This window comes from Leptolyngbya sp. FACHB-711, from assembly GCF_014695615.1.
Taxonomy (GTDB): Bacteria; Cyanobacteriota; Cyanobacteriia; order Elainellales; family Elainellaceae; genus Leptolyngbya_A.
In genome coordinates this window covers 1-18,666 of record NZ_JACJOR010000506.1, presented here as the reverse complement: position 1 = coordinate 18,666, position 18,666 = coordinate 1, and the positions used below count along the sequence as shown (strand labels likewise).

The following is an 18,666-nucleotide window of genomic DNA, read 5'->3' as shown; positions in this document are numbered from 1 at the left end:
AAGTCATATAAAAATGAATTTATGTTTTCTGGTGAAAGCAATTCTTATTTCAACTTTGATCTAGATCAGGCATCCACAGATTCTACCCAGGTTCACTTCGTCGCGCTTCGTTCGGATGAGCCTGCATCAAAGACAAAGATTCAGCAAATTACAGAGCAGAAAGAATCGGTAAGCCATCCTGCGGTCAAGCCAATCGATTCCTTTGGTTCAAATCTAGTCTGGCTATTGCCGCTCTGGGGAGCAATTGTCTGGCTGCTGCTGCTTTGCACGGCTTCTGAAACCTGGAAATTGCTTCGCTCCAACGCCAACACTGCAAAACAGGATCAGCGGGTTCCTTGTAAAAACTGTCGCTTTTTCTCCAGCAATTTCTACCTGAAATGTGCAGTGCGCCCAGGCGATGCCCTCACCGATCGAGCGGTTGATTGCACCGATTTCTGCCAGAAATCCCTTACAGAAGAACCAAAGCCTCAAAGCAAGCACCGTATTGGACAGTAGCAATACCGTAGCAATCCAGTTCCTGCTAATGTGTTTCCCTGTAGGAATTTGAGGTTTGCAATGCAAGAAATTGCTGCAACAAGTTCATTGTTGCCCTATCCACCATTAAGCTTCCTTGAACTGCTGTTTCGCTTGGCGATTGCGCTGATTTTAGGGGCGATCGTCGGGATAGAGCGACAAATTCGTCACAAATCTGCTGGACTTCGCACTTATATGCTGGTGTCTCTGGGCACAGCGTTCCTGGTGCTGGTTCCGATTCAGGCGGGGGTGGCTCAAGAAAGCATCGAAGCTGTTAGCCGCTTGCTTCAGGGCATTATCACCGGGGTTGGCTTTATTGGCGGCGGCACAATTCTGCATCACGGTGGCAGAAACGGTTCAAAAGATGAGGTTCGCGCTCAGGGTCTCACTAGTGCCGCTGCCATCTGGGTCTGTTCGGGGCTAGGACTCGCCGCAGCTTTTGGACTCTGGCAGATGGGGCTAGTCGGGGCAGTTCTGACCTGGTTTATCCTGGATATTGTCAAGCGCATTGAGCCGCATATTGATCCCTGAGGAATGCCTGAGCAAGTTCTCCCACCATGGGGGGCAAGGGGCAATTCAGATGAAGTAGCCTGGCTTCTCCAGCATTCGAACTGCCCCTACGAGATTAATGGATCTAATCCAGGAAACGAAAATTTCCTTTTGTCCTTACTCGTCTCGCCCGTGAACCTGCGCTGGAGGACAGGTTGCTTCTACCGCCGTAAAAGGCTCCAGAATCTTGTAGCAGTGCATTGCTCCCTGAGGCACAACCCAAGAATTGCCCGCTTCCAGAATCACCATTTGCCCTTCGAGGTGCAGTTCTGCCCGACCTGCGATGACATAGCCCACAGTCTCATACTCACGGCTATATTCGCGGGTATCGCCTTCTCCGGGTTGCTCATTCTCCCAGAGACGCATCGATATTTTTTTGCCAGAAGCCAGATACTTCTGTCCCATTTCACCTTTTGGTGAAAATTCTGCATCGACTTTTTTCACTGTAGTATCAACCATTGATTTACTCCTGAATGTTTTTTGTTGGATCTCTGGTGTAACGATTGCCCGTGCCAAAGAATTGGGCTGTAAATGAACTTCTTCAATCGAGACAGTTCGCAAACTGCTCTGACCAAAAAGTTTCCAAAATGAAGATTAAGCTTCTTCTAACGCTTCCTCAGACTTTTCATTCACTCGATTGTTTAGGGGCGAACTCGATCGCAGTGCAGCATCTCCCAGCACGTCTTCAGGCGACCCTTGTTCGGGCTGATAGTCTGCGTCGGCGCTTTGCTGTCCCTGTAAACTCGGTTGCGTTTCTGATTGCGATTTACCTTGCTCCTTTGTCATATTGACCTCCTCAGCCAGATTAAATGGTTAATATCGAAAGATCGCCGCAACTGGGGCAGCATCGGGCACATCGTTAGGAGGCAGCGCGTAAACCATACCGCCATTTAAAATCGTTTGCACGGCTGCGGCATTGAGCAAATCTTCGTCTCCGGGCTGCCGCTCAGGGTGAATTTGCATCTCGTCGTTTTGCGGGTCAAATTTGCCCCAGGTCTGCACACCCACGGCTACAAAAAGCTGATCAACCCGTCCGTAATAGGCGGCTGAAACGGCTTCTTCAAGCTGAGTCGAGGTTTTTCCGGTGCTGGTAAGTTCGTGGTAGTGATCGATCGCCGCCTGTTTCTGCTGCATGTAGAAGGGTTCTACCATTGCCCAGGCTTTCTGGTGCAGGTCTTCAGGATTCACAACTCCGTCTTTGATCGGAATAATCTCAGTCTCTACTAAGTTTGCGTAGGTATTGGCTTCCCGATAGCTGGGCCGCAGGCGCTCGACTCCAGCCAGCACGAGCGGCGCACGCTGTCCGACCAAATACTTGTGCAGCCCAGCATCAACGGCATGGAAGAACTGTCCAAGTTCCATTTGCGGCTCGTCCTGGTCGGGGCTGCCCTGCCCGTGAAAGCTGCCTGCTTGGGGCATTGGGCTTGACGTGCCACCCTTTGAGGTGCTGATGCGGAACTGCCCTGTTTTGGCGGTGGGGTCGTATTGTAGGGCTTCGTCCAGGCTCGTGGGCAGATCTTCAAGCTGAATTTCACGAATGCTGTAGCGCGTTCCTTCAAAGAAATGAATCTCCTTCTCACTCAGCGTCAGCAGGAAAAACTTTCCGTCTCCGGTCAGCAGGGGCATGATCGGCTTCAGGTGAAAGCGCTCGCTCACGACGACTAATTCATTCAGCGCGATCGGCACTTTGTAGTAGCGCAAAAACCCGGGAGCAAGGAAAATGGCTAAGCCTTCGTTCTGGTTTTGCCAGAATTCTTCAATGTCGAGATCCCGCATCGGCTGCAAGAATTCCTCGATCTCGGTAGAGCGCATCTCGTAGTTTTCAAGCTGGGCTTCCGCCTGTCTCACCAGGTTTTTGAAGCGAATTCCGTTCTGCATGGTTTCAGAGCCCGCTCTTACCGTTGGTATGTACAGTGATACGCAAGGCTGCTCTGCTTGTTCAACCAGATTTTTTAATTCATCGATTGAAAGTAAACTCATAGTCTAATTCCTGTTCCTTTTCTGACTCAATTCATCCAGGTCAAATGAAAACTTGCTGAGAAATGATTGAGAACTTGCTGAAAACTCGCTGGGAACTTGCTAAAAATCAATTCCTGCTGCAATTCACGCTGCGGTTAGCGAATGAATGTAAAAGGACGATCGCTGATTTCACCAGGAGATATCACCTGGGTTAAAGCCGGAATCACTACCCTGCCAAAATCCTCGATAAATTCCTCCTGCTGAAGATTCACGTTATGCAACAAGAGTTCGTCAAATCCTAGCTCGACATCCTGTTGTAGCCAGTCAATCTGCTGCTGAAGGTCGGCTGAAATTCGCACAAACGGATCGAGCTCATCAGGCTGCACGAGTTCGCCCATTGCATCAAATTGATCGGGCGTTTTTAGCTCGGTCAGCACTTTGCTGTCAAAGATATTATTGCGCCACTGGTCATGCGCCTGATTGCGTGCTGTTTGCTCGTCTCTGGCATAAGACAATTGCACTTTCAGCAGCATCGGTTTTCCTTCCCCGCCATTGCTGCGAAACGCTTCGATCACCTGCTGCAATTTTTCCTTTGGCTGGGAAATTGTGATTAATCCGTCTGCCCAGCCTGCAAGCCATGCCGCAGTTTTGGGTGTGATAGCTGCCCCGATGACTTTTGGCGCAATTTCGGGACGAGAATAGAGCTTCGCTTCCTCCACGGTAACAAAGCCGCGATGAGTCACCCTTTCGCCGCGCCAGAGTGCCCGCATAATATCCACGCATTCCTTCAAACGCGTATTGCGATCGTCCTTTGGAATCCACTTATCCCCGGTAATGTACTCATTCATAAGCTGACCGCTGCCCACGGTAATCCAGAACCGCTCTGGAAACATTTCCGCCAGCGTCGCGGCAGCCTGAGCAATGATCGCCGGATGATATCGCTGTCCGGGCGCATTTACAACCCGATAAGCAAGCTTGGGCGTTGCCTGCATTGCCGCCCCTAGCCACGACCAAGCAAACCCGCTCTGTGCCTGACGTTCGCTCCAGGGTGTGAAATGATCCGACGACAAAGCCAGCTGAAAGCCCGCCTGCTCTGCCATCTGCACAAAGCGCAAGAGATCGCTGGGCTTAAACTGCTCGTGAGACGCGTGATAGCCAATTTTGACCATAGCTGGTGTAGATTGCAGGTGACTTCTTGCAAAGCTTTGGGCACTCATTCGCCCAACTGCCTATCCACACTGTCCCAAGTCGATCGCTTTTCTTCCTCTCTCCAGGTAGGTAAAAGTAAAAAAAGAAGCCTGCACTCCTGATCAGAAATTTCGATTTCCTCTGATTGCCGAGAGAAAGAGGCAGGCTAAAGAGGCTTTACAAGCGTACCCTGGCGGGAACTACACTCCCAATTGGCTGTTGTGTCGCTTACATTTATTGTTTCAGTTTTGCTGTTCCCGATTGGGCGTTGCTGAATCGGGATATGGACGGTGCAAATTTAGCTTCTGCATCGCTCTCTAAATCCCCCAATGCTGGGGGACTTTGAATTCTGGTTCCCCACAAAGTTAAGGGGCTAGGGGGGCGTATCATACGCTTATTCAGCAACGCCCCCGATTGCTCCTTTCACTTCACTTTCACTTTAATTGGAGTGTAAGCCATCTTGGAGTGTAAGCCACAATGGCTGTTTCTTTTAGCGCGTTAACTCTTTCAGCGCACCCTGCGTCATGGCCGCGATCGCCTGATCAGTCGCTTTGGGCAAATGATAATACTTGCCGCCTGCCTGCTTCGCCAACTCTTTCGCAAATCCAGTGGAGACAAATTTATTCTCGGTATCAATCACCAAAAGCTGAATGCCTAGAGCGCGAATCTTACCCGCAATCCCCAGCAGTTCGGCTTTAATGTCTGGCTTTTCACCCTCTTCGATCGGTTCACCCAGCGATCGAGCTAAGGGAATATTGCCGCGACCGTCGGTAATTGCCACTAGCACCACCTGACCAATATCGCCAGACTGCCTCGCGTTTACGCCGACCCGCACTGCCTGAGTCAGCCCGTGAGCCAGAGGAGATCCGCCGCCACAGGGCATTTTCTCTAATCGCCGCTTTGCAGAGGTGATCGATCGCGTCGGAGGCAGCAGCACTTCTGCCTGTTCGCCCCGGAAGGGAATCAGCGCGACCTGATCGCGGTTTTGGTATGCCTCGGTCAGCAGGCGCATCACGGCTCCTTTTGCAGAGTTCATCCGGTTCAGTGCCATCGAGCCGGAGGCATCCACCACGAACACAATGAGCGCACCCGCTTTCCGCGCCAGTCGTTTTGCCCGCACGTCGCCCTGTTCCACGAAAACTCGCTTGCGGCTGGAATGAGCTGCTCCACTGCCAGAATTACGGCTTTGCTCAAATCGCTGTCGTCTTGCCTTTTGGTAAGGAGCCGCCGATCGCAGCGTGGCATCCACCGCAATCCGGCGTACCTGTCCTCTGGGCAGAATTGGCTTAATATAGCGTCCGCGATCGTCCGAGAAAATAATGCTGCGCGATCCAGATTTACCGCGTCGCTGCGCCATTTGGGCGAAGTACAGCACCGAGTCATCCAGAATCACGCCTTCCGGGTCAAACACAAACTCCTCCGGGACGCTGGGCGGCTCTTGCTCCGGCTCGTTGTCTTCTTCGGTTTCCTCTTCTTCGTCTTCATCCTGCTCCTGGTCTGACTGGTCTTCAGGCGGTGCAGGCGGTGGCGGGGGTGGCGGAGCTTGCTGCTGTTCTTCGGGGGGTGTTTGAACGATCGTGGCGCGGGGCACAATGACCAGTTCGACCGCTTTTCGCAGATCTTCGGCGTTTACATCGGTGCGTCCGTCAAGGGCAGCATGAGCTTTCGCAACGCGCAGGGCAAATAGTTCTGCCCGATGCCCCTGTACCCCACCGCGCACCGCCTCCGCTACCAAATAGGCAATTTGCTCTCTGGTAATTCGCACATCTTTCAGCCATTCTCGCGCCAGGATAATCTGCGTTTTTAAGTTATCGACTTCCTCGGCATACTGCTCCAGAAAAGCCTGCGGCGAATCGGCAAATTCCGTTGCCTGATCTACTGCCATCACCCGCTCGTCTAAGCCCAAGACAGCATCCGCAGACAGGGAAATCGCAATGCGATCGAGCAAATGTTCCCGCAGTTCACCTTCTTCCGGGTTGTAAGTGGCAATTAACAGCGGCTGACAGGGATGCTGAAAGCTAATGCCTTCCCGCTCAATCTGGTTGCGTCCTTCACTCAGATTCGTCAGCAGCAGATTGACAATCTGGTCGTCCAGCAAATTAATCTCGTCTACATACATCACACCCCGATGCCCTTCTGCCAGCAGTCCGGGTTGAAACACGGTTTCACCGCGCTTGATCGACTGAGCCACATCCACCGACCCAATCAGCCGATCCTCCGTCACACCGAGCGGAATCTGCACAAACGGAGCGGGAATAATTTTTGTGGATAGCTTCGCCGCGCTGCCGTTGCTGCCTTCCCCGGTAAATCTCGATCGTGTATCGTCATCCCACTCTTCCGGGCGTTCTGGGTCACAGTTGCAGCAGGAACCTTCAATTACTTCGATCGGCGGCAGTAAAGCATGAACCGCTCGCGCCATGACCGATTTTGCGGTTCCCCGGCGTCCGGCAATCACAACACCGCCTAAATGAGGGTCGATCGCCGCCAGCAGCAAAGCAAGCTTAATGGCTTCCTGACCAACAACCGCCGTCAGGGGAAAAGTGGTGAGGCTAAGCGAATTGGCAACTGCAGGCATGGCTTCCTTGTTCACAAGTCCAGTTTCTCAGCATAGCAAGGAAGTCTGCCATTCTGGAGTGAATCTGAGAGGATGTTTGCAAAGCGATTATCTCTTCGGGAACTGTGAGGCGATCGCCATAATCTAAACCATCCCCAAGCAACAACCCCTAGGAAATCCAGTTCTTCTCCCAGTTTCAAAGTCCCTCGTTTCAAAGTCCCTCAAATTTGGGGGGATTTAGAGGGCAATGTAGACCCTAGAACCTCTGCCACTTCTCAAACCTTCTTTAAATCAGCGCAAGCTCTCCCACCACTTCCAGCCGCTTAAAATTGCCTAACGCCATGAAACTCTCGGTTAGCGTTTCGGCGATCGATGGGCTCAGCCAGCCCATTTGCCGCAGCAAATGAATTGCCACTGCATATTTCGCCCGCTTCGCGCCATCCATTACTTTGATTGCCAGCCCTAAACCTTCGCCGACTCGCGCCACACATTGAATGCCCTCTGCCCCTGCTTTGCTGACAAGCTCTCCCTCGGTCAGGCGCATGAGTTCGGTGTCAAACTGCCCCTCGCCTGCCACCATCAGCGGATGATGGGTCATCGCCCGAATAATTCGCTCCATGTCCAGGTTATCGCCAGAAGCAAGCTGAGCATAAAGCGTCGCCATTTGGCTGAGCTGCATAAAGTAGGTTGGTGCACCACAGTCGTCATGGGCTCCAATAAACTCATCCGGCGGCATTTTCAGTAAATCTGCAATTTTGCTTAGCATTAGCTGCTGTACTGGATGATTGCGCTGAGTATAGCCACCAAGCGGATAGCCCATCTGACGGCAAACTGCCAGCATTCCGGCGTGTTTCCCGGAGCAGTTGTGTTGAAGGGCACTGCGTTTCCCCGAAGGAATCGGGCACTGAAGCGCAGATGGCTCAATATCGGCTCGCCACAGAATGTTAAATGCCTGCCTTGCCTGCTCCACCGTGCCCTGATGAGAGCTGCAAATAATTGCCAGATCGCGATCGTCCAGCCCAAATCGATCGAGCGTTCCCGTTGTTGTCACTGCCAATGCCTGAAATGGCTTCAGAGCCGATCGCACAAAGGATGCCGTTTCTGCGTTTCCCGCTGCTGACAGCACCCGTCCGCGATGGTCTGCCACGACTGCCTGAACACGATGCACCGATTCCACAATGCCTTCGCGCAGTAGCCGCACTTCAATCTGAGCCGTCTGGGTGCGTTTTCCTCTTGTCATGCTATTCAGTCCGCTCGTAAAAACCCTATGGAATGTTCCAAAGAACAATTCCCCCTAAAAACAGTAGCGCAATTACGCTAAAGGTGCGCTTCAGTCGGGTCAGGATGGACTGGATCTGATACGTCACAATCAGTTGATCGCGCTGCTGAACCTCCTCCGGCTTCATCCAGACCTGCCCATCGTACCAGCCAGACTCCTCATAGAAAACCGTTGCCTGCGACAAGCGACTGCAGACGTAAATCCAGCCCAAATAAAGCCGCACCAGTGCCAAACTTGGCAGCACCATTGCCCCCAGTGCCCCACTCAAGCCAAAGTGGAACCAGTCTTTGCTGATCGGAAAGCTAGCCGCCGCCACCGGAGCCGATACTAGCCAGCTCAGCATCCAGAGGATAATCAGGGGCTTTATATAAGCCCATAAATCAAGCGTTGCCCAACCAAAAAACCAGGACTCTTTCAAATCCTGGTATTCATTAATGGGCTGCTGCTCCGCAGGCACAGGACAAACCGGAGAAGATCGCATGGCAGAGGATGACACAAGATAAGAAGCGGCTGTGTCTTTACTTTAACGAATCTCTAGTCAAGTAGATAAGGAAACGCGATCGGCGTGTCCCCAAAATGCTTCCAGGCTGTAAAACTCGCGCTCTTTCGGCAGGAAGATATGGGCAATCACATCGCCATAGTCCATCAGCACCCAGCTTCCCTCGCCAAAGCCTTCAACGCGCAGCGGCAGCTGCTGCCATTGAGTTTCAACTTTGTCCTCGATTGCACGAGCTATCGCACGCACCTGCACGTTAGAAAAGCCCGTCGCGATCACAAAATAATCTGCCACGTATGAAACGTCAGACACCTGGAGAACGGTAATATCGCCACCTTTACGATCGTCCATTGCTTCTGCAATCGTCATGGCAAGCTGACGGCTTTCGTTATCGCTGCGAGATTGGGGCGTACCGAGGCGAAAGTCTTCAGCCGGATCAGTGTGATTCGAGTCAGAGGATTGGTTTGCGTTGGTCTGAATTGGTGAAAAATTTGTCATTCAGAATTGAATACTCCTGATAAATTGGCAACGAAGTTAAGAGGGCTAACTCGATTGGACTGAGAATGATTGGGAAAGGTTGACCTGCGGTTTCTAGATGCCGAGAGTAACCTACCCCGAAGTGAGCAAAACGGAAGTGAACAGTGCGTAACAAAGGCTTTGTCAGCAGATTAGCGAAATTTACCGAAGCTGAAAATAGACCTACAGCAGAAGTTCATCCCGGAGCCGCAGCACAAACAAATCAAGAACCGACAGGCAGCGGCTTTGAGGCCTCCGTAAATTTTTGCTGCGATTTTGTTTGCTGGAGAAACCAGTTCCGCGTCAACAGGGCACGGGGATGAATTAAGCGCTGCGTTTGGATCAGGAATTGCACTGAGGCATCGCAATTAAGCCAAACCGCCTGAGCCAGATTTTGCTGAGCAACCTGACGCAGATGATTGAGCTCTAGTGTATCCCCCCGCCCCGGCTCCAGACTGTCTGCCAAATAGACAATGCAGCTCAGACTGTTCATGCCCGGGCTGCCCAGCGTATGGTTTGCAATTGCACCGAGAATTTCCGCATCCTGAACGCCAAATTCCTCTCTTGCCACGATCGCACCAATCTCTGCATGCAGCAGGTGAGGGTTGGCTTCATCAACCGGATCAAGTGGTAAACTTGCCCGTCGAGCTATTTCCAGCAGCCGAGCAGGTTTGAAATACTTTGCCAGGTCGTGCATCAATCCTGATAGAGCTGCTTTTTCGACATCAACCCGATGAACCCTTGCCAGGTCGATCGCCATCTGCTCCACGCGCAGAATATGCTCAATTCGGGATTTAGGCACGTTTTCTTTCAGCCAAGCCAGCACTTGCTGACGCAGAGATAGGGATTGTTTCATGCAGGGGCAGCGTTTCGTGAAACTGCTTTCGTCGCTTGATTTGAGTTATCCTTTGATACTCTTTAATGTTAACGCAGCGATCGAAAGTCCGCCCGCATTATTCTAGGGTCATAGGCTGTACAGATTGAGGTGTAACAGGGGAAATTGCTTGCGTTCTGGGAGTTGGGAACAGCAGGGCAGGAAAACGGACTTTCCATCCTGGCTTAGAAGAAGTCGTTACATCGTGGAACAGCGATTCATAGCGGCTGAGTGCTTTCTCGAAGGAGTAGTGCTGCATAGCGTAGTGTCTGCCCTGTTGCCCTAATGCAGTCGCTCTCTCACGATCGTCGTACAGCGTGAGAAGGGCATCTGCCATCAAGTTAGGTTCTTCAGGGGCAACGACAAGCCCGCCACCACTTTGCAAAATTGCTTTTGCTGCTGTTCCGGTCAGGGGTACAGAAGCGATGATCGGACGACCGCTTGCTAGCAGTACTTGAATCTTAGACGGCATATTGAACGAAACGACCTGCTGTTTTTGCACGACAAGTCCTACATCTGCTGCTGCCAGCATTTCTGGCAATTGCTCCCTTGGCTGAAACGGCAGCAGCAGCACATTTTTTGCACCATACTCATCGCAAACCTGACGCAGGTTCTGCAAAGCGCCAGGTTCTCCCACAATCACAAAAGTAATATCGGGTAAGTAAGACAACTGAGCGGCTGCCCGAATGACTGTTTCTAGTCCTTGGGTCAAGGCAATATTGCCGGAGTACATCACCACAAATTTGTCTTCTAATCCGTGAGTACGGCGAAACTCGTTTTGTTCCTTTGACAAAGGACGAATAAAGTTAACATCCACCCAGTTTGGAATGCAGCGAATTTTACTGGGATGAATGCCTTTATCCATTAAGTTCTCGGTAAATCCTTCCGTAATCACGCTGATCGTATGAGCAGTTCGGTAGGCAAATTTTTCAAGCTGCTCAAATACGCGAATTGCCAGTTTGTTTTTGATCAGTCCTACATGAACGGCAGCTTCAGGCAAAATGTCCTGCAAGTTGAGGACGATTGGACAGCCGTAGATAGCCCCTAACAACGCCGCCGACACCGACACTGGAAGCGGTGGAACCGTCAGCAGAATTACATCAGGTCGCCAACCGCGCAATGCCTGAAATAGACTGGTCACCACAAAGCTTCCATCCAGCAGCATTCGGGTCAATAAACCGGGCTTAGGACGAATCCAGACGGTGCTGCGCTGAATTTTAACTCCGTTGCGCTCCTCCGTAGTAAACCATTTGCCGCGATATTCTGGGTAGATTTGACGCTGCGGATAGTTCGGCATTCCAGTGACAACCCGTACTTCATGCCCCCGCTTGACCAGCCCTTCTGCCAACTCGGTCATCAGTGGTGCAATACCAATCGGCTCAGGATGATAGTTGTAGGAGTAAATCAAAATTCGCATTATTTGCCAAACTCCAGAATGAAGCACAAAAACCAAGCAAGCTGGGTGAACTCTTTTTCAAACTGCCAGCAATGACGCAACAAATTTGCCTAAGCAAAAACTGCCTAGATCTGCAAAATCTTTGAGTGCAATAAATTGGGGCTGATAAGCTCGACGAAATGAGAATCAGAAGGGGCTATGCTGACATCTCATCGTTGAAACTGAGCTGAATCGATTGATTTCTTTTCTAGATGTATTCGGTTGAGAAGTAATTTGGCTACCGTGTTCTCACGGCATTGGTTTTACTGCATAAAAGCAGGCTGGCAATCTGATAAATGTGTAAGCTCAACCAGACAGCCTCAGTTAATTTACGGAGGGTCAGCTAAAGCTTTAACTTCTAGAACAACCGCTTTTATGGAATTCTCCAATGAATTCTCACAGGTTTCGCATTGCTGATTCCTGCTCACGGGGGAAGACTTCAAAGCAACTGGAGTTTAGGACTGGGCAAAACGAAAATCTGATGAAACTCGCTATGCAAGAACTCTTTGAACTAAAGATCTGAATCCCGAAAAATCCTAACTATCATTCCACCCTTCAAGCAAGAAATACAGCAACGAATAGCCGATCGTTACCAAAAAAAGGAAAAAATTATCGGCTAGCTGAGGGTTTTTTACTCGATCGAAATAGATTTTGAATGATTGCCATTGCCCACAGACGTTGATTATTTAGCGATACGTTGTGCTTTTGTAAGTTATTGCTTTAACAGAGCTATGGTAATGTACTGCTCTAAATAGGAACAGTTTCTGCATTCGTACTGTCGATCAGTTTGAATATGAGAACTTAAAATAGAGCAGCTTTTTAAATTCAGTACTTTTTCTCGAACGGCTTCAACAGTACAGCCTTTTTCGATCTAGTTTAAAGACAACAGTAACAGCAGTGTGCGTACCGGTAAGTGGGCACCCGCTAAACCACAGGGGGAAGTAAACACCTCCAATTACCTGGTGGTATTTCAAGGCAACAAGGTGACGATCGATCTTGAAAAGACCCTGAACTATTTCGGGAGCAATTGGGATGCAATTAGCAGCGGAAACATCTTCTCGTTTTACATGAATGACAGGCTGATTCAGTCTTTTTCAACCGCAGATGTTAATCCTGTTGCCCTCGTGTTGCGCTGCTGAAACAAGGGAGAGGGCAACGACTTCGTTCACTTTTATTCCACGAGCAATGCTGATAACTTTAACAGGATTGTGATTAAGCAAAACGATGGTGGCGGCTTTGAGAGCGATAACCATAGCTTCCATGCAGGAACCGGTAAATTCGCTCCTACGCTTGTTCCTGAACCAAGCATTGTGCTCAGACTGGCAACAGTAGGCAGCACACTACGCTAAAGCGCAGAAATTCAAAGCACAATCCAGCATAAATCTGGAAAAACTCCAGCTATCTTAGCGATAGTCTTTAAGACATTCAAACGCCGCCTCACGAGATGAAGCGGCGTCTTTAGGTAGTTATGGAGGCTAGCCATTTGCCTAGTTTTTTCCGCCGGGAACCTTGCCTGCGGCATTGGCAACCGACATCTAAAGACTATTCAGAACTAGCATCTTCCAAAATGCGGATGGCGAGACTCGAACTCGCAAGGCAAAGCCACACGCCCCTCAAACGTGCGCGTATACCAATTCCGCCACATCCGCATGAGCTAATAGGGTGGATCGAGGTTGAGCTGTTTCCACTCCAAGAAATAAGCATACTCGATTTTGTGACTAATCTGCACTTTTTTTGAACGAAATTTGCTTTGCAGATTTTCAGATGCCTCCTGATTCTGTTAAAAGCTAAATTTGTCAAGATTTCCTCAATTCGGGAGAAATATCCTGCGCATGGGCATATTGAAGCTGGTTGTAAATTGGGTTAACCAGGGGCAATCGGATGCAGGACAAACAGCAGGGCAAGGCATGGACTTTTCGTTTTGCCAATAGAGCCAGACGGCCCTACGGTGATGGCAATCGTTTTACAGGTAGTCTGGCTAAACCCGATAAACGAGGCTTTACCCTGGTCGAGATGCTCATTGCGATTAGCATTGCTGGGATACTGGTTGCGATCGCTGCTCCAAGCTGGATTCAATGGCGCAATACACAGCGAATTACAGCAGCTCAAGATCAGGCACTGCAGGTGATGAGACAGGCTCAGCGGAGGGCAATGTCCTCGAAACTGGCGTGGCGGGTTAGCTTTCGAGAAGTGGATCGGGCGGCAGAGTGGGCAATTCATCCTGCAACAGCTACACCAACCGCCTCTCATTGGCAGCCCTTCCCAGCTGGTGTTCAGATTGACACGATGGAAACTACATTAGCGCGACGGGGTGGAGTCTATCGGGTCGAGTTCACTTATCAGGGGCATGTTAATCCTCCTTTGGGTCGTATTACGTTTATGGCAGCAGGAGGCAGCCGGGCGAAGCGGTGTGTGGTGGTCTCGACCATTTTAGGGACGATGCGAAAGGCGAGGGACAATCGGACCGCGGATCAGGGGGGACGGTATTGTTACTAGGAGAAGCAAAACTGAGCACGTCAGGTTAAGCAGTTGACGGAATGTTCAGTGGGAACTACTGAGGCTTGATCCCTGCATGACTTCTACTTTCAATCGCATCTTTAGATCATGATTTTTGTTTTGACTCTGATTTTGATGAATTAGGCGATCGCCCTTTTGTTTAGAGGAGCGATCGTTTTGCTAGAAGGGCCAGATTTATGCACAACGAATAGGCTGAGAGGATATTTGAGAAGTCATCATGATGGCTCGAACTACCTCCTGTCAGCCGATACCGAGGGAAACCTCGCTCACTTTAAGAGATTCAAAGTCTCCGAATGTTGACCGATTTAGGGGGCGATGTATGAAATTGAGCACTTTTTAAGCATTCTCTTAGATTTGTTTGATATTTATTTGATATTTAACTGATAATCTTCAAAGGTTAAGTAGCATTCTAAAAAGCAGTGAAGCATTTTGAGCTTACTGCCGTTTGTCAAGATAATTACATTTCGTTGTGGCCTACTATTGTTTCCTGATTAACCATTTTAGATTCAGCTTACTGTTCGGCTATCCCTACTTCATTGATCAGTTTTGGGCAAGCAAGGGGTCTTGGTTGTGTATCTGGCTTTGTTTATCCGATTCTTCTCTATCTTTAGAATGAGAGCCGAATCACTTCTGCGTACTTCTTAAGAATTTGCAGTAGTTCGTTTACATTTGCTCATGGTTTTCTGTTCAGGTTTTTGATCTGCATTTCTGTATTTCACCTAAAGTTAAGCCACGTTCTGGAAATGCCTTCTTAAGATAGAAGATAAAGGGCTGCCCGATCTGTTCATAGTGAAGGAGAAGTATTTCTCCCAATTTCGTTTTCCTTAATCTTCGTTAAAAGGAAAGAATATGGTTGATTTTGAGCAACCCTTAAATCTGGAACATGAATACTTGCTCGATCGGGACTGCACGACCCTTTCGCGTCATGTTCTTCAGCAGCTTCACAGTTTTTCAGCCGACGCGCAGGATTTGAGTGCGCTCATGAGCCGGATTGCCCTAGCAGGTAAGCTGATTGCTCGTCGCCTGACGCGGGCGGGACTGGTGGAGGATGCACTAGGGTTTACGGGACGCACGAATGTGCAGGGCGAATCCGTTAAAAAAATGGATGTATTCGCCAATCAGGTATTTATCTCGGTGTTTGAGCAAAGCGGACTGGTATGCCGTCTGGCTTCTGAAGAAATGGAGAAGCCGTATTACATTCCCGAAAACTGTCCGTTGGGACGCTACACGCTGCTCTATGACCCGATCGACGGTTCCTCAAATGTAGATATTAACTTGAACGTGGGATCGATCTTTTCGATTCGGCGACAGCAAGGCGAAGACCAGGACGGCACGGCGGCAGATTTGCTTCGGCATGGACACGACCAAATTGCCGCAGGCTATATCCTTTATGGTCCCAGTACAATGCTGGTTTACTCGATCGGTAAAGGAGTTCATGCCTTTACGCTTGATCCCAGCCTGGGCGAGTTCATTTTGTCGAGTGAGAATATCCAGATTCCTACCCATGGTCCGGTCTACAGCGTGAACGAAGGCAACTTCTGGCAGTGGAGCGAGCCGATTCGGGACTATATTCGCTATGTGCATCGGCATGAGGGTTACACTGCACGCTATAGCGGCGCGCTGGTGGGTGATATTCACCGAATTCTGTTTCAGGGCGGCGTGTTCCTATATCCGGGAACGGTGAAAAAGCCGGAAGGAAAACTGCGATTGCTTTATGAATCGGCTCCCTTGGCTTATCTGGTTGAACAGGCAGGAGGGAAAGCCAGTACCGGAACGCAGGACATTATGGACGTGATCCCCGATCACCTTCATACCCGAACGCCTTTGATTCTGGGTAGCCGAGAAGATGTGGAGCTGGTTGAGTCGTTTATCGCCGATCGTCGGAGGCAAACCGAGGAACAGACGGTCTTGACCTCGAAGGGTTGACTACAAAAGGCTGAGTCCAAAGGCTGATTCTGTTCATTTAAATTCACTTTTATCGTGTAGAGAGCAAGTAAGGAGCAAGACGAATGACAGGTGAGAATCATTTATTAGAGATCAAGCAGTACGGTCAGAGCATCTGGATGGATAACCTGACCCGGGACTTGGTTCGGTCTGGCGAACTGAAGCGGATGGTCGAAGAGCAGGGCATCTGTGGTATTACGTCTAACCCGGCAATTTTTGAGAAAGCGATCGTCGGGAATGCTATCTATGATGCAGACATCGAAGCGGGAGTGCGGGCAGGCAAATCGCTGCAAGAGATCTATGAATCTCTGATTTTTGACGATATTCGCAATGCCTGCGATATTCTCCATCCGGTTTACGAGCAGTCGGGTGGGCTAGATGGATATGTCAGTATTGAAGTACCGCCGATTATTGCTCACGATACCGAAGCGACGATTCAAGAAGCAAAGCGTTACTACGCTCAGATTGATCGTCCCAACGTGATGATCAAGATCCCCGGTACGGATGCGGGTCTGCCTGCGGTGAAAGCGGTCATTGCAGAAGGGATCAATGTCAATGTGACGCTGCTGTTCTCGGTGCAGAGCTATATTGCGACGGCGGAAGCATACGTTGCAGGCCTGGAAGCACGGGTTGCAAAGAATCAGCCGATCGACAAACTCTCGTCGGTGGCAAGCTTCTTCCTGAGCCGGATCGACAGCAACATCGATGCCCAGATCGACAAAAAGCTGCAGGGCATGGATCAGCTTCAAGTCCAGGCACGCCTGCTGGAAATCAAGGGCAAAGTGGCAATCGCCAATGCCAAAATTGCCTACCAGGAGTACAAGAAGATCGTGAACAGCGATCGCTGGAAGGCATTGGCTGAAAAGGGCGCCAACGTGCAGCGCCTTCTCTGGGCAAGCACGGGCACGAAGAACCCACAATACAGTGACGTGATGTATGTCGATGAGCTGGTTGGAAATGAAACGGTGAACACGCTGCCGCCTGCGACGATCGAAGCCTGCGCGGATCACTGCAACGTTGCCGATCGGATTGAAACAGGGGTCGAAGAAGCACACAACATTATCAACAGCCTCAAAGATCCTGACATCGACATCGATCTGGATGAAGCGATGGCAGATTTGCTGACCGACGGCATCGATAAGTTTGTGCAGCCGTTCCATTCGTTGATGGACTCCTTGCAGGAGAAAATCGATCGTTTGGCTCCGGTTGGCTAACGGTTCTAGGTCGCCGATCTGATCGCGTAATCCCTCTCCGAGCGTTTCTCCCCGGAGGGGGAAGAAAATTCGAAATTTTTATTAATCATTAACAAAAAGCGATCGATTAAAAATTTGTTGGAGATTGTTTGAAAAGGGATTCTTTGACTCGAATTGCCCACCCGATCCCCGATTCTGGGGAAACCTGGTTTTCTTATACCGTTCTCAAAGCTACGGTTCTCAAAGTCTCTCACCCTCAAAGTTTCTCACGATTAAGAATTAAGGAGGCAATACAGTACCTCTAAAACTCCTCAATCCTCTTTATTATTTATTAACCCACCCGTTGACCCCCATCCACTCACCCCTTCCCGAATTGTTCTATGGTCAATCTTCTTGAAAACCCCCTCCGCGTTGGGCTACAGCAAGACCGTATTCCTGAGCCACAAATTCTCGTAATCTTTGGGGCGTCGGGCGATTTAACTCAGCGCAAACTAATCCCGGCGCTTTATCAAATGAAGCTAGAGCGACGGCTTCCCCCAGAACTGACGATCGTAGGGGTGGCGCGTCGTGAGTGGAGCGACGACTATTTCCGCGAACAGATGCGCGAAGGTGTCGCGGAGTTTGGTGGCGGACTAGGACGCGAAGAAATCTGGAATGACTTTGCCAGAGGGTTATTTTACTGCTCTGGCGATATTGACAACCCCGACAGTTACCAAAAACTCAAGACGCTGCTGGCGGAACTAGACGAGAAGCGCGGCACCCGCGGTAATCGCGTTTTCTATCTGGCAGTAGCTCCCCGCTTTTTTGCTGAAGCGATCGAGCAGTTAGGTAAGGCAGAGATGATGCCCGATCCGCGCAAGCAGCGTTTGGTGATTGAGAAACCCTTTGGCAAAGATTTGACCTCAGCACAAACGCTGAATCAGGTGGTGCGTCGGACTTGCAACGAATCTCAGGTTTACCGGATTGACCACTACCTGGGAAAAGAAACGGTGCAAAACCTGATGGTGTTTCGCTTTGCCAACGCGATCTGGGAGCCGCTGTGGAATCGGCAGTTTGTTGATAACGTGCAGATCACCGTGGCAGAAACTGTGGGGCTGGAAGGACGGGCAGGCTACTACGAGACGGCAGGGGCACTGCGCGACATGGTGCAAAACCACCTGATGCAGTTGTTCTGTCTGACGGCAATGGAACCGCCGAGCTCGCTTGATGCAGACAGCATTCGTAACGAGAAGGTGAAAGTGCTGCAAGCCACTCACCTGGCAGATTTAGAAGACCTGAGCCGGTCTGCAATTCGCGGACAATATGCAAACGGCTGGATGGACAATCACGAAGTTCCCCCCTATCGCCAGGAAGAAGGTGCTGATCCCAACTCCACGACGCCTACTTATGCAGCAATCAAGTTCTATATCGATAACTGGCGCTGGAAAGGCGTTCCCTTCTACATGCGGACGGGCAAGCGGCTGGCGAAAAAAGTAACGGAAATCGCGATCGAATTCAAAGAAGTGCCGTTCTTGATGTTCCAGTCTGCTGCAAAGCAAGCGAGTCCAAACGTTCTGGTGATGCGGATCCAGCCGAACGAAGGCATTTCGCTGCGGTTTGAAGTCAAGACTCCCGGTACGTCACTGCGGACGCGATCGGTCGATATGGAT

General features: G+C 50.3%; 16 protein-coding genes, 1 tRNA gene and 1 pseudogene. 7 read left to right on the top strand and 11 right to left on the bottom strand.

The window, feature by feature from the left end; genetic code table 11:
- Positions 1-21 precede the first annotated feature (21 nt).
- Together H6F80_RS24290 and H6F80_RS24285 are read left to right on the top strand one after the other, a co-directional pair.
- A complete protein-coding gene (locus H6F80_RS24290; protein WP_190794090.1) occupies positions 22-495 on the top strand; it encodes a hypothetical protein in 474 nt (157 codons plus the stop codon).
- 60 nt (positions 496-555) lie between these two features.
- Complete coding sequence (locus H6F80_RS24285) at positions 556-1,044, top strand: MgtC/SapB family protein (RefSeq protein WP_190794089.1); 489 nt, start codon at positions 556-558, stop codon at positions 1,042-1,044.
- A gap of 135 nt (positions 1,045-1,179) precedes the next feature.
- Here the strand turns inward: H6F80_RS24285 and H6F80_RS24280 are convergent, their stop codons facing one another.
- The 10 genes from H6F80_RS24280 to H6F80_RS24235 form a co-directional block, all read right to left on the bottom strand.
- Positions 1,180-1,521, bottom strand: coding sequence for a cupin domain-containing protein (locus tag H6F80_RS24280; RefSeq protein WP_190794088.1), 342 nt, complete (start codon positions 1,519-1,521; stop codon positions 1,180-1,182).
- 135 nt (positions 1,522-1,656) lie between these two features.
- Positions 1,657-1,848, bottom strand: coding sequence for a hypothetical protein (locus H6F80_RS24275; RefSeq protein ID WP_190794087.1), 192 nt, complete (start codon positions 1,846-1,848; stop codon positions 1,657-1,659).
- Between the two features lie 27 nt (positions 1,849-1,875).
- Positions 1,876-2,940 (bottom strand): baeRF3 domain-containing protein, encoded by a 1,065-nt coding sequence (locus H6F80_RS24270; protein WP_242067550.1) that lies wholly within the window; start codon positions 2,938-2,940, stop codon positions 1,876-1,878.
- 236 nt (positions 2,941-3,176) lie between these two features.
- A complete protein-coding gene (locus H6F80_RS24265) occupies positions 3,177-4,190 on the bottom strand; it encodes a TIGR03885 family FMN-dependent LLM class oxidoreductase (RefSeq protein WP_190794085.1) in 1,014 nt (337 codons plus the stop codon).
- Positions 4,191-4,699: 509 nt separating this feature from the next.
- Positions 4,700-6,784, bottom strand: coding sequence for a magnesium chelatase ATPase subunit D (gene bchD / locus H6F80_RS24260; RefSeq protein WP_190794084.1), 2,085 nt, complete (start codon positions 6,782-6,784; stop codon positions 4,700-4,702).
- A 265-nt stretch (positions 6,785-7,049) separates the two neighbouring features.
- Positions 7,050-8,003, bottom strand: a complete 954-nt coding sequence (locus H6F80_RS24255) for an asparaginase (RefSeq protein ID WP_190794083.1) — start codon at positions 8,001-8,003, stop codon at positions 7,050-7,052.
- A 25-nt stretch (positions 8,004-8,028) separates the two neighbouring features.
- Entirely contained in the window at positions 8,029-8,523 is a 495-nt protein-coding gene (locus tag H6F80_RS24250; RefSeq protein WP_190794082.1) for a CGLD27 family protein, read from the bottom strand.
- 57 nt (positions 8,524-8,580) lie between these two features.
- A complete protein-coding gene (rsfS, locus tag H6F80_RS24245; protein WP_190794081.1) occupies positions 8,581-9,036 on the bottom strand; it encodes a ribosome silencing factor in 456 nt (151 codons plus the stop codon).
- Between the two features lie 241 nt (positions 9,037-9,277).
- Positions 9,278-9,910 carry a bis(5'-nucleosyl)-tetraphosphatase (symmetrical) YqeK gene (gene yqeK / locus H6F80_RS24240; RefSeq protein WP_199296802.1) on the bottom strand — a complete coding sequence of 211 codons (633 nt, stop codon included), beginning with the start codon at positions 9,908-9,910 and terminating at the stop codon, positions 9,278-9,280.
- Positions 9,911-10,007: 97 nt separating this feature from the next.
- Positions 10,008-11,345, bottom strand: coding sequence for a glycosyltransferase family 4 protein (locus H6F80_RS24235; protein ID WP_190794080.1), 1,338 nt, complete (start codon positions 11,343-11,345; stop codon positions 10,008-10,010).
- Positions 11,346-12,262: 917 nt separating this feature from the next.
- Here H6F80_RS24235 and H6F80_RS31435 point away from each other — a divergent pair.
- Positions 12,263-12,712: pseudogene (locus H6F80_RS31435) on the top strand (Npun_F0296 family exosortase-dependent surface protein).
- Positions 12,713-12,931: 219 nt separating this feature from the next.
- Here the strand turns inward: H6F80_RS31435 and H6F80_RS24225 are convergent.
- A tRNA-Leu gene (locus H6F80_RS24225) sits at positions 12,932-13,012 on the bottom strand.
- A gap of 232 nt (positions 13,013-13,244) precedes the next feature.
- Here H6F80_RS24225 and H6F80_RS24220 point away from each other — a divergent pair.
- The 4 genes from H6F80_RS24220 to zwf form a co-directional block, all read left to right on the top strand.
- On the top strand, positions 13,245-13,859 hold the full coding sequence (locus H6F80_RS24220; protein WP_190794078.1) for a type II secretion system protein: 615 nt from the start codon (positions 13,245-13,247) through the stop codon (positions 13,857-13,859).
- A gap of 870 nt (positions 13,860-14,729) precedes the next feature.
- Positions 14,730-15,806 carry a class 1 fructose-bisphosphatase gene (fbp, locus tag H6F80_RS24215; protein ID WP_190794077.1) on the top strand — a complete coding sequence of 359 codons (1,077 nt, stop codon included), beginning with the start codon at positions 14,730-14,732 and terminating at the stop codon, positions 15,804-15,806.
- A gap of 83 nt (positions 15,807-15,889) precedes the next feature.
- On the top strand, positions 15,890-17,038 hold the full coding sequence (tal, locus tag H6F80_RS24210) for a transaldolase (RefSeq protein WP_190794076.1): 1,149 nt from the start codon (positions 15,890-15,892) through the stop codon (positions 17,036-17,038).
- A gap of 359 nt (positions 17,039-17,397) precedes the next feature.
- Positions 17,398-18,666: glucose-6-phosphate dehydrogenase (gene zwf / locus H6F80_RS24205; protein ID WP_190794075.1), on the top strand; the 1,269-nt coding region annotated here is incomplete at its 3' end.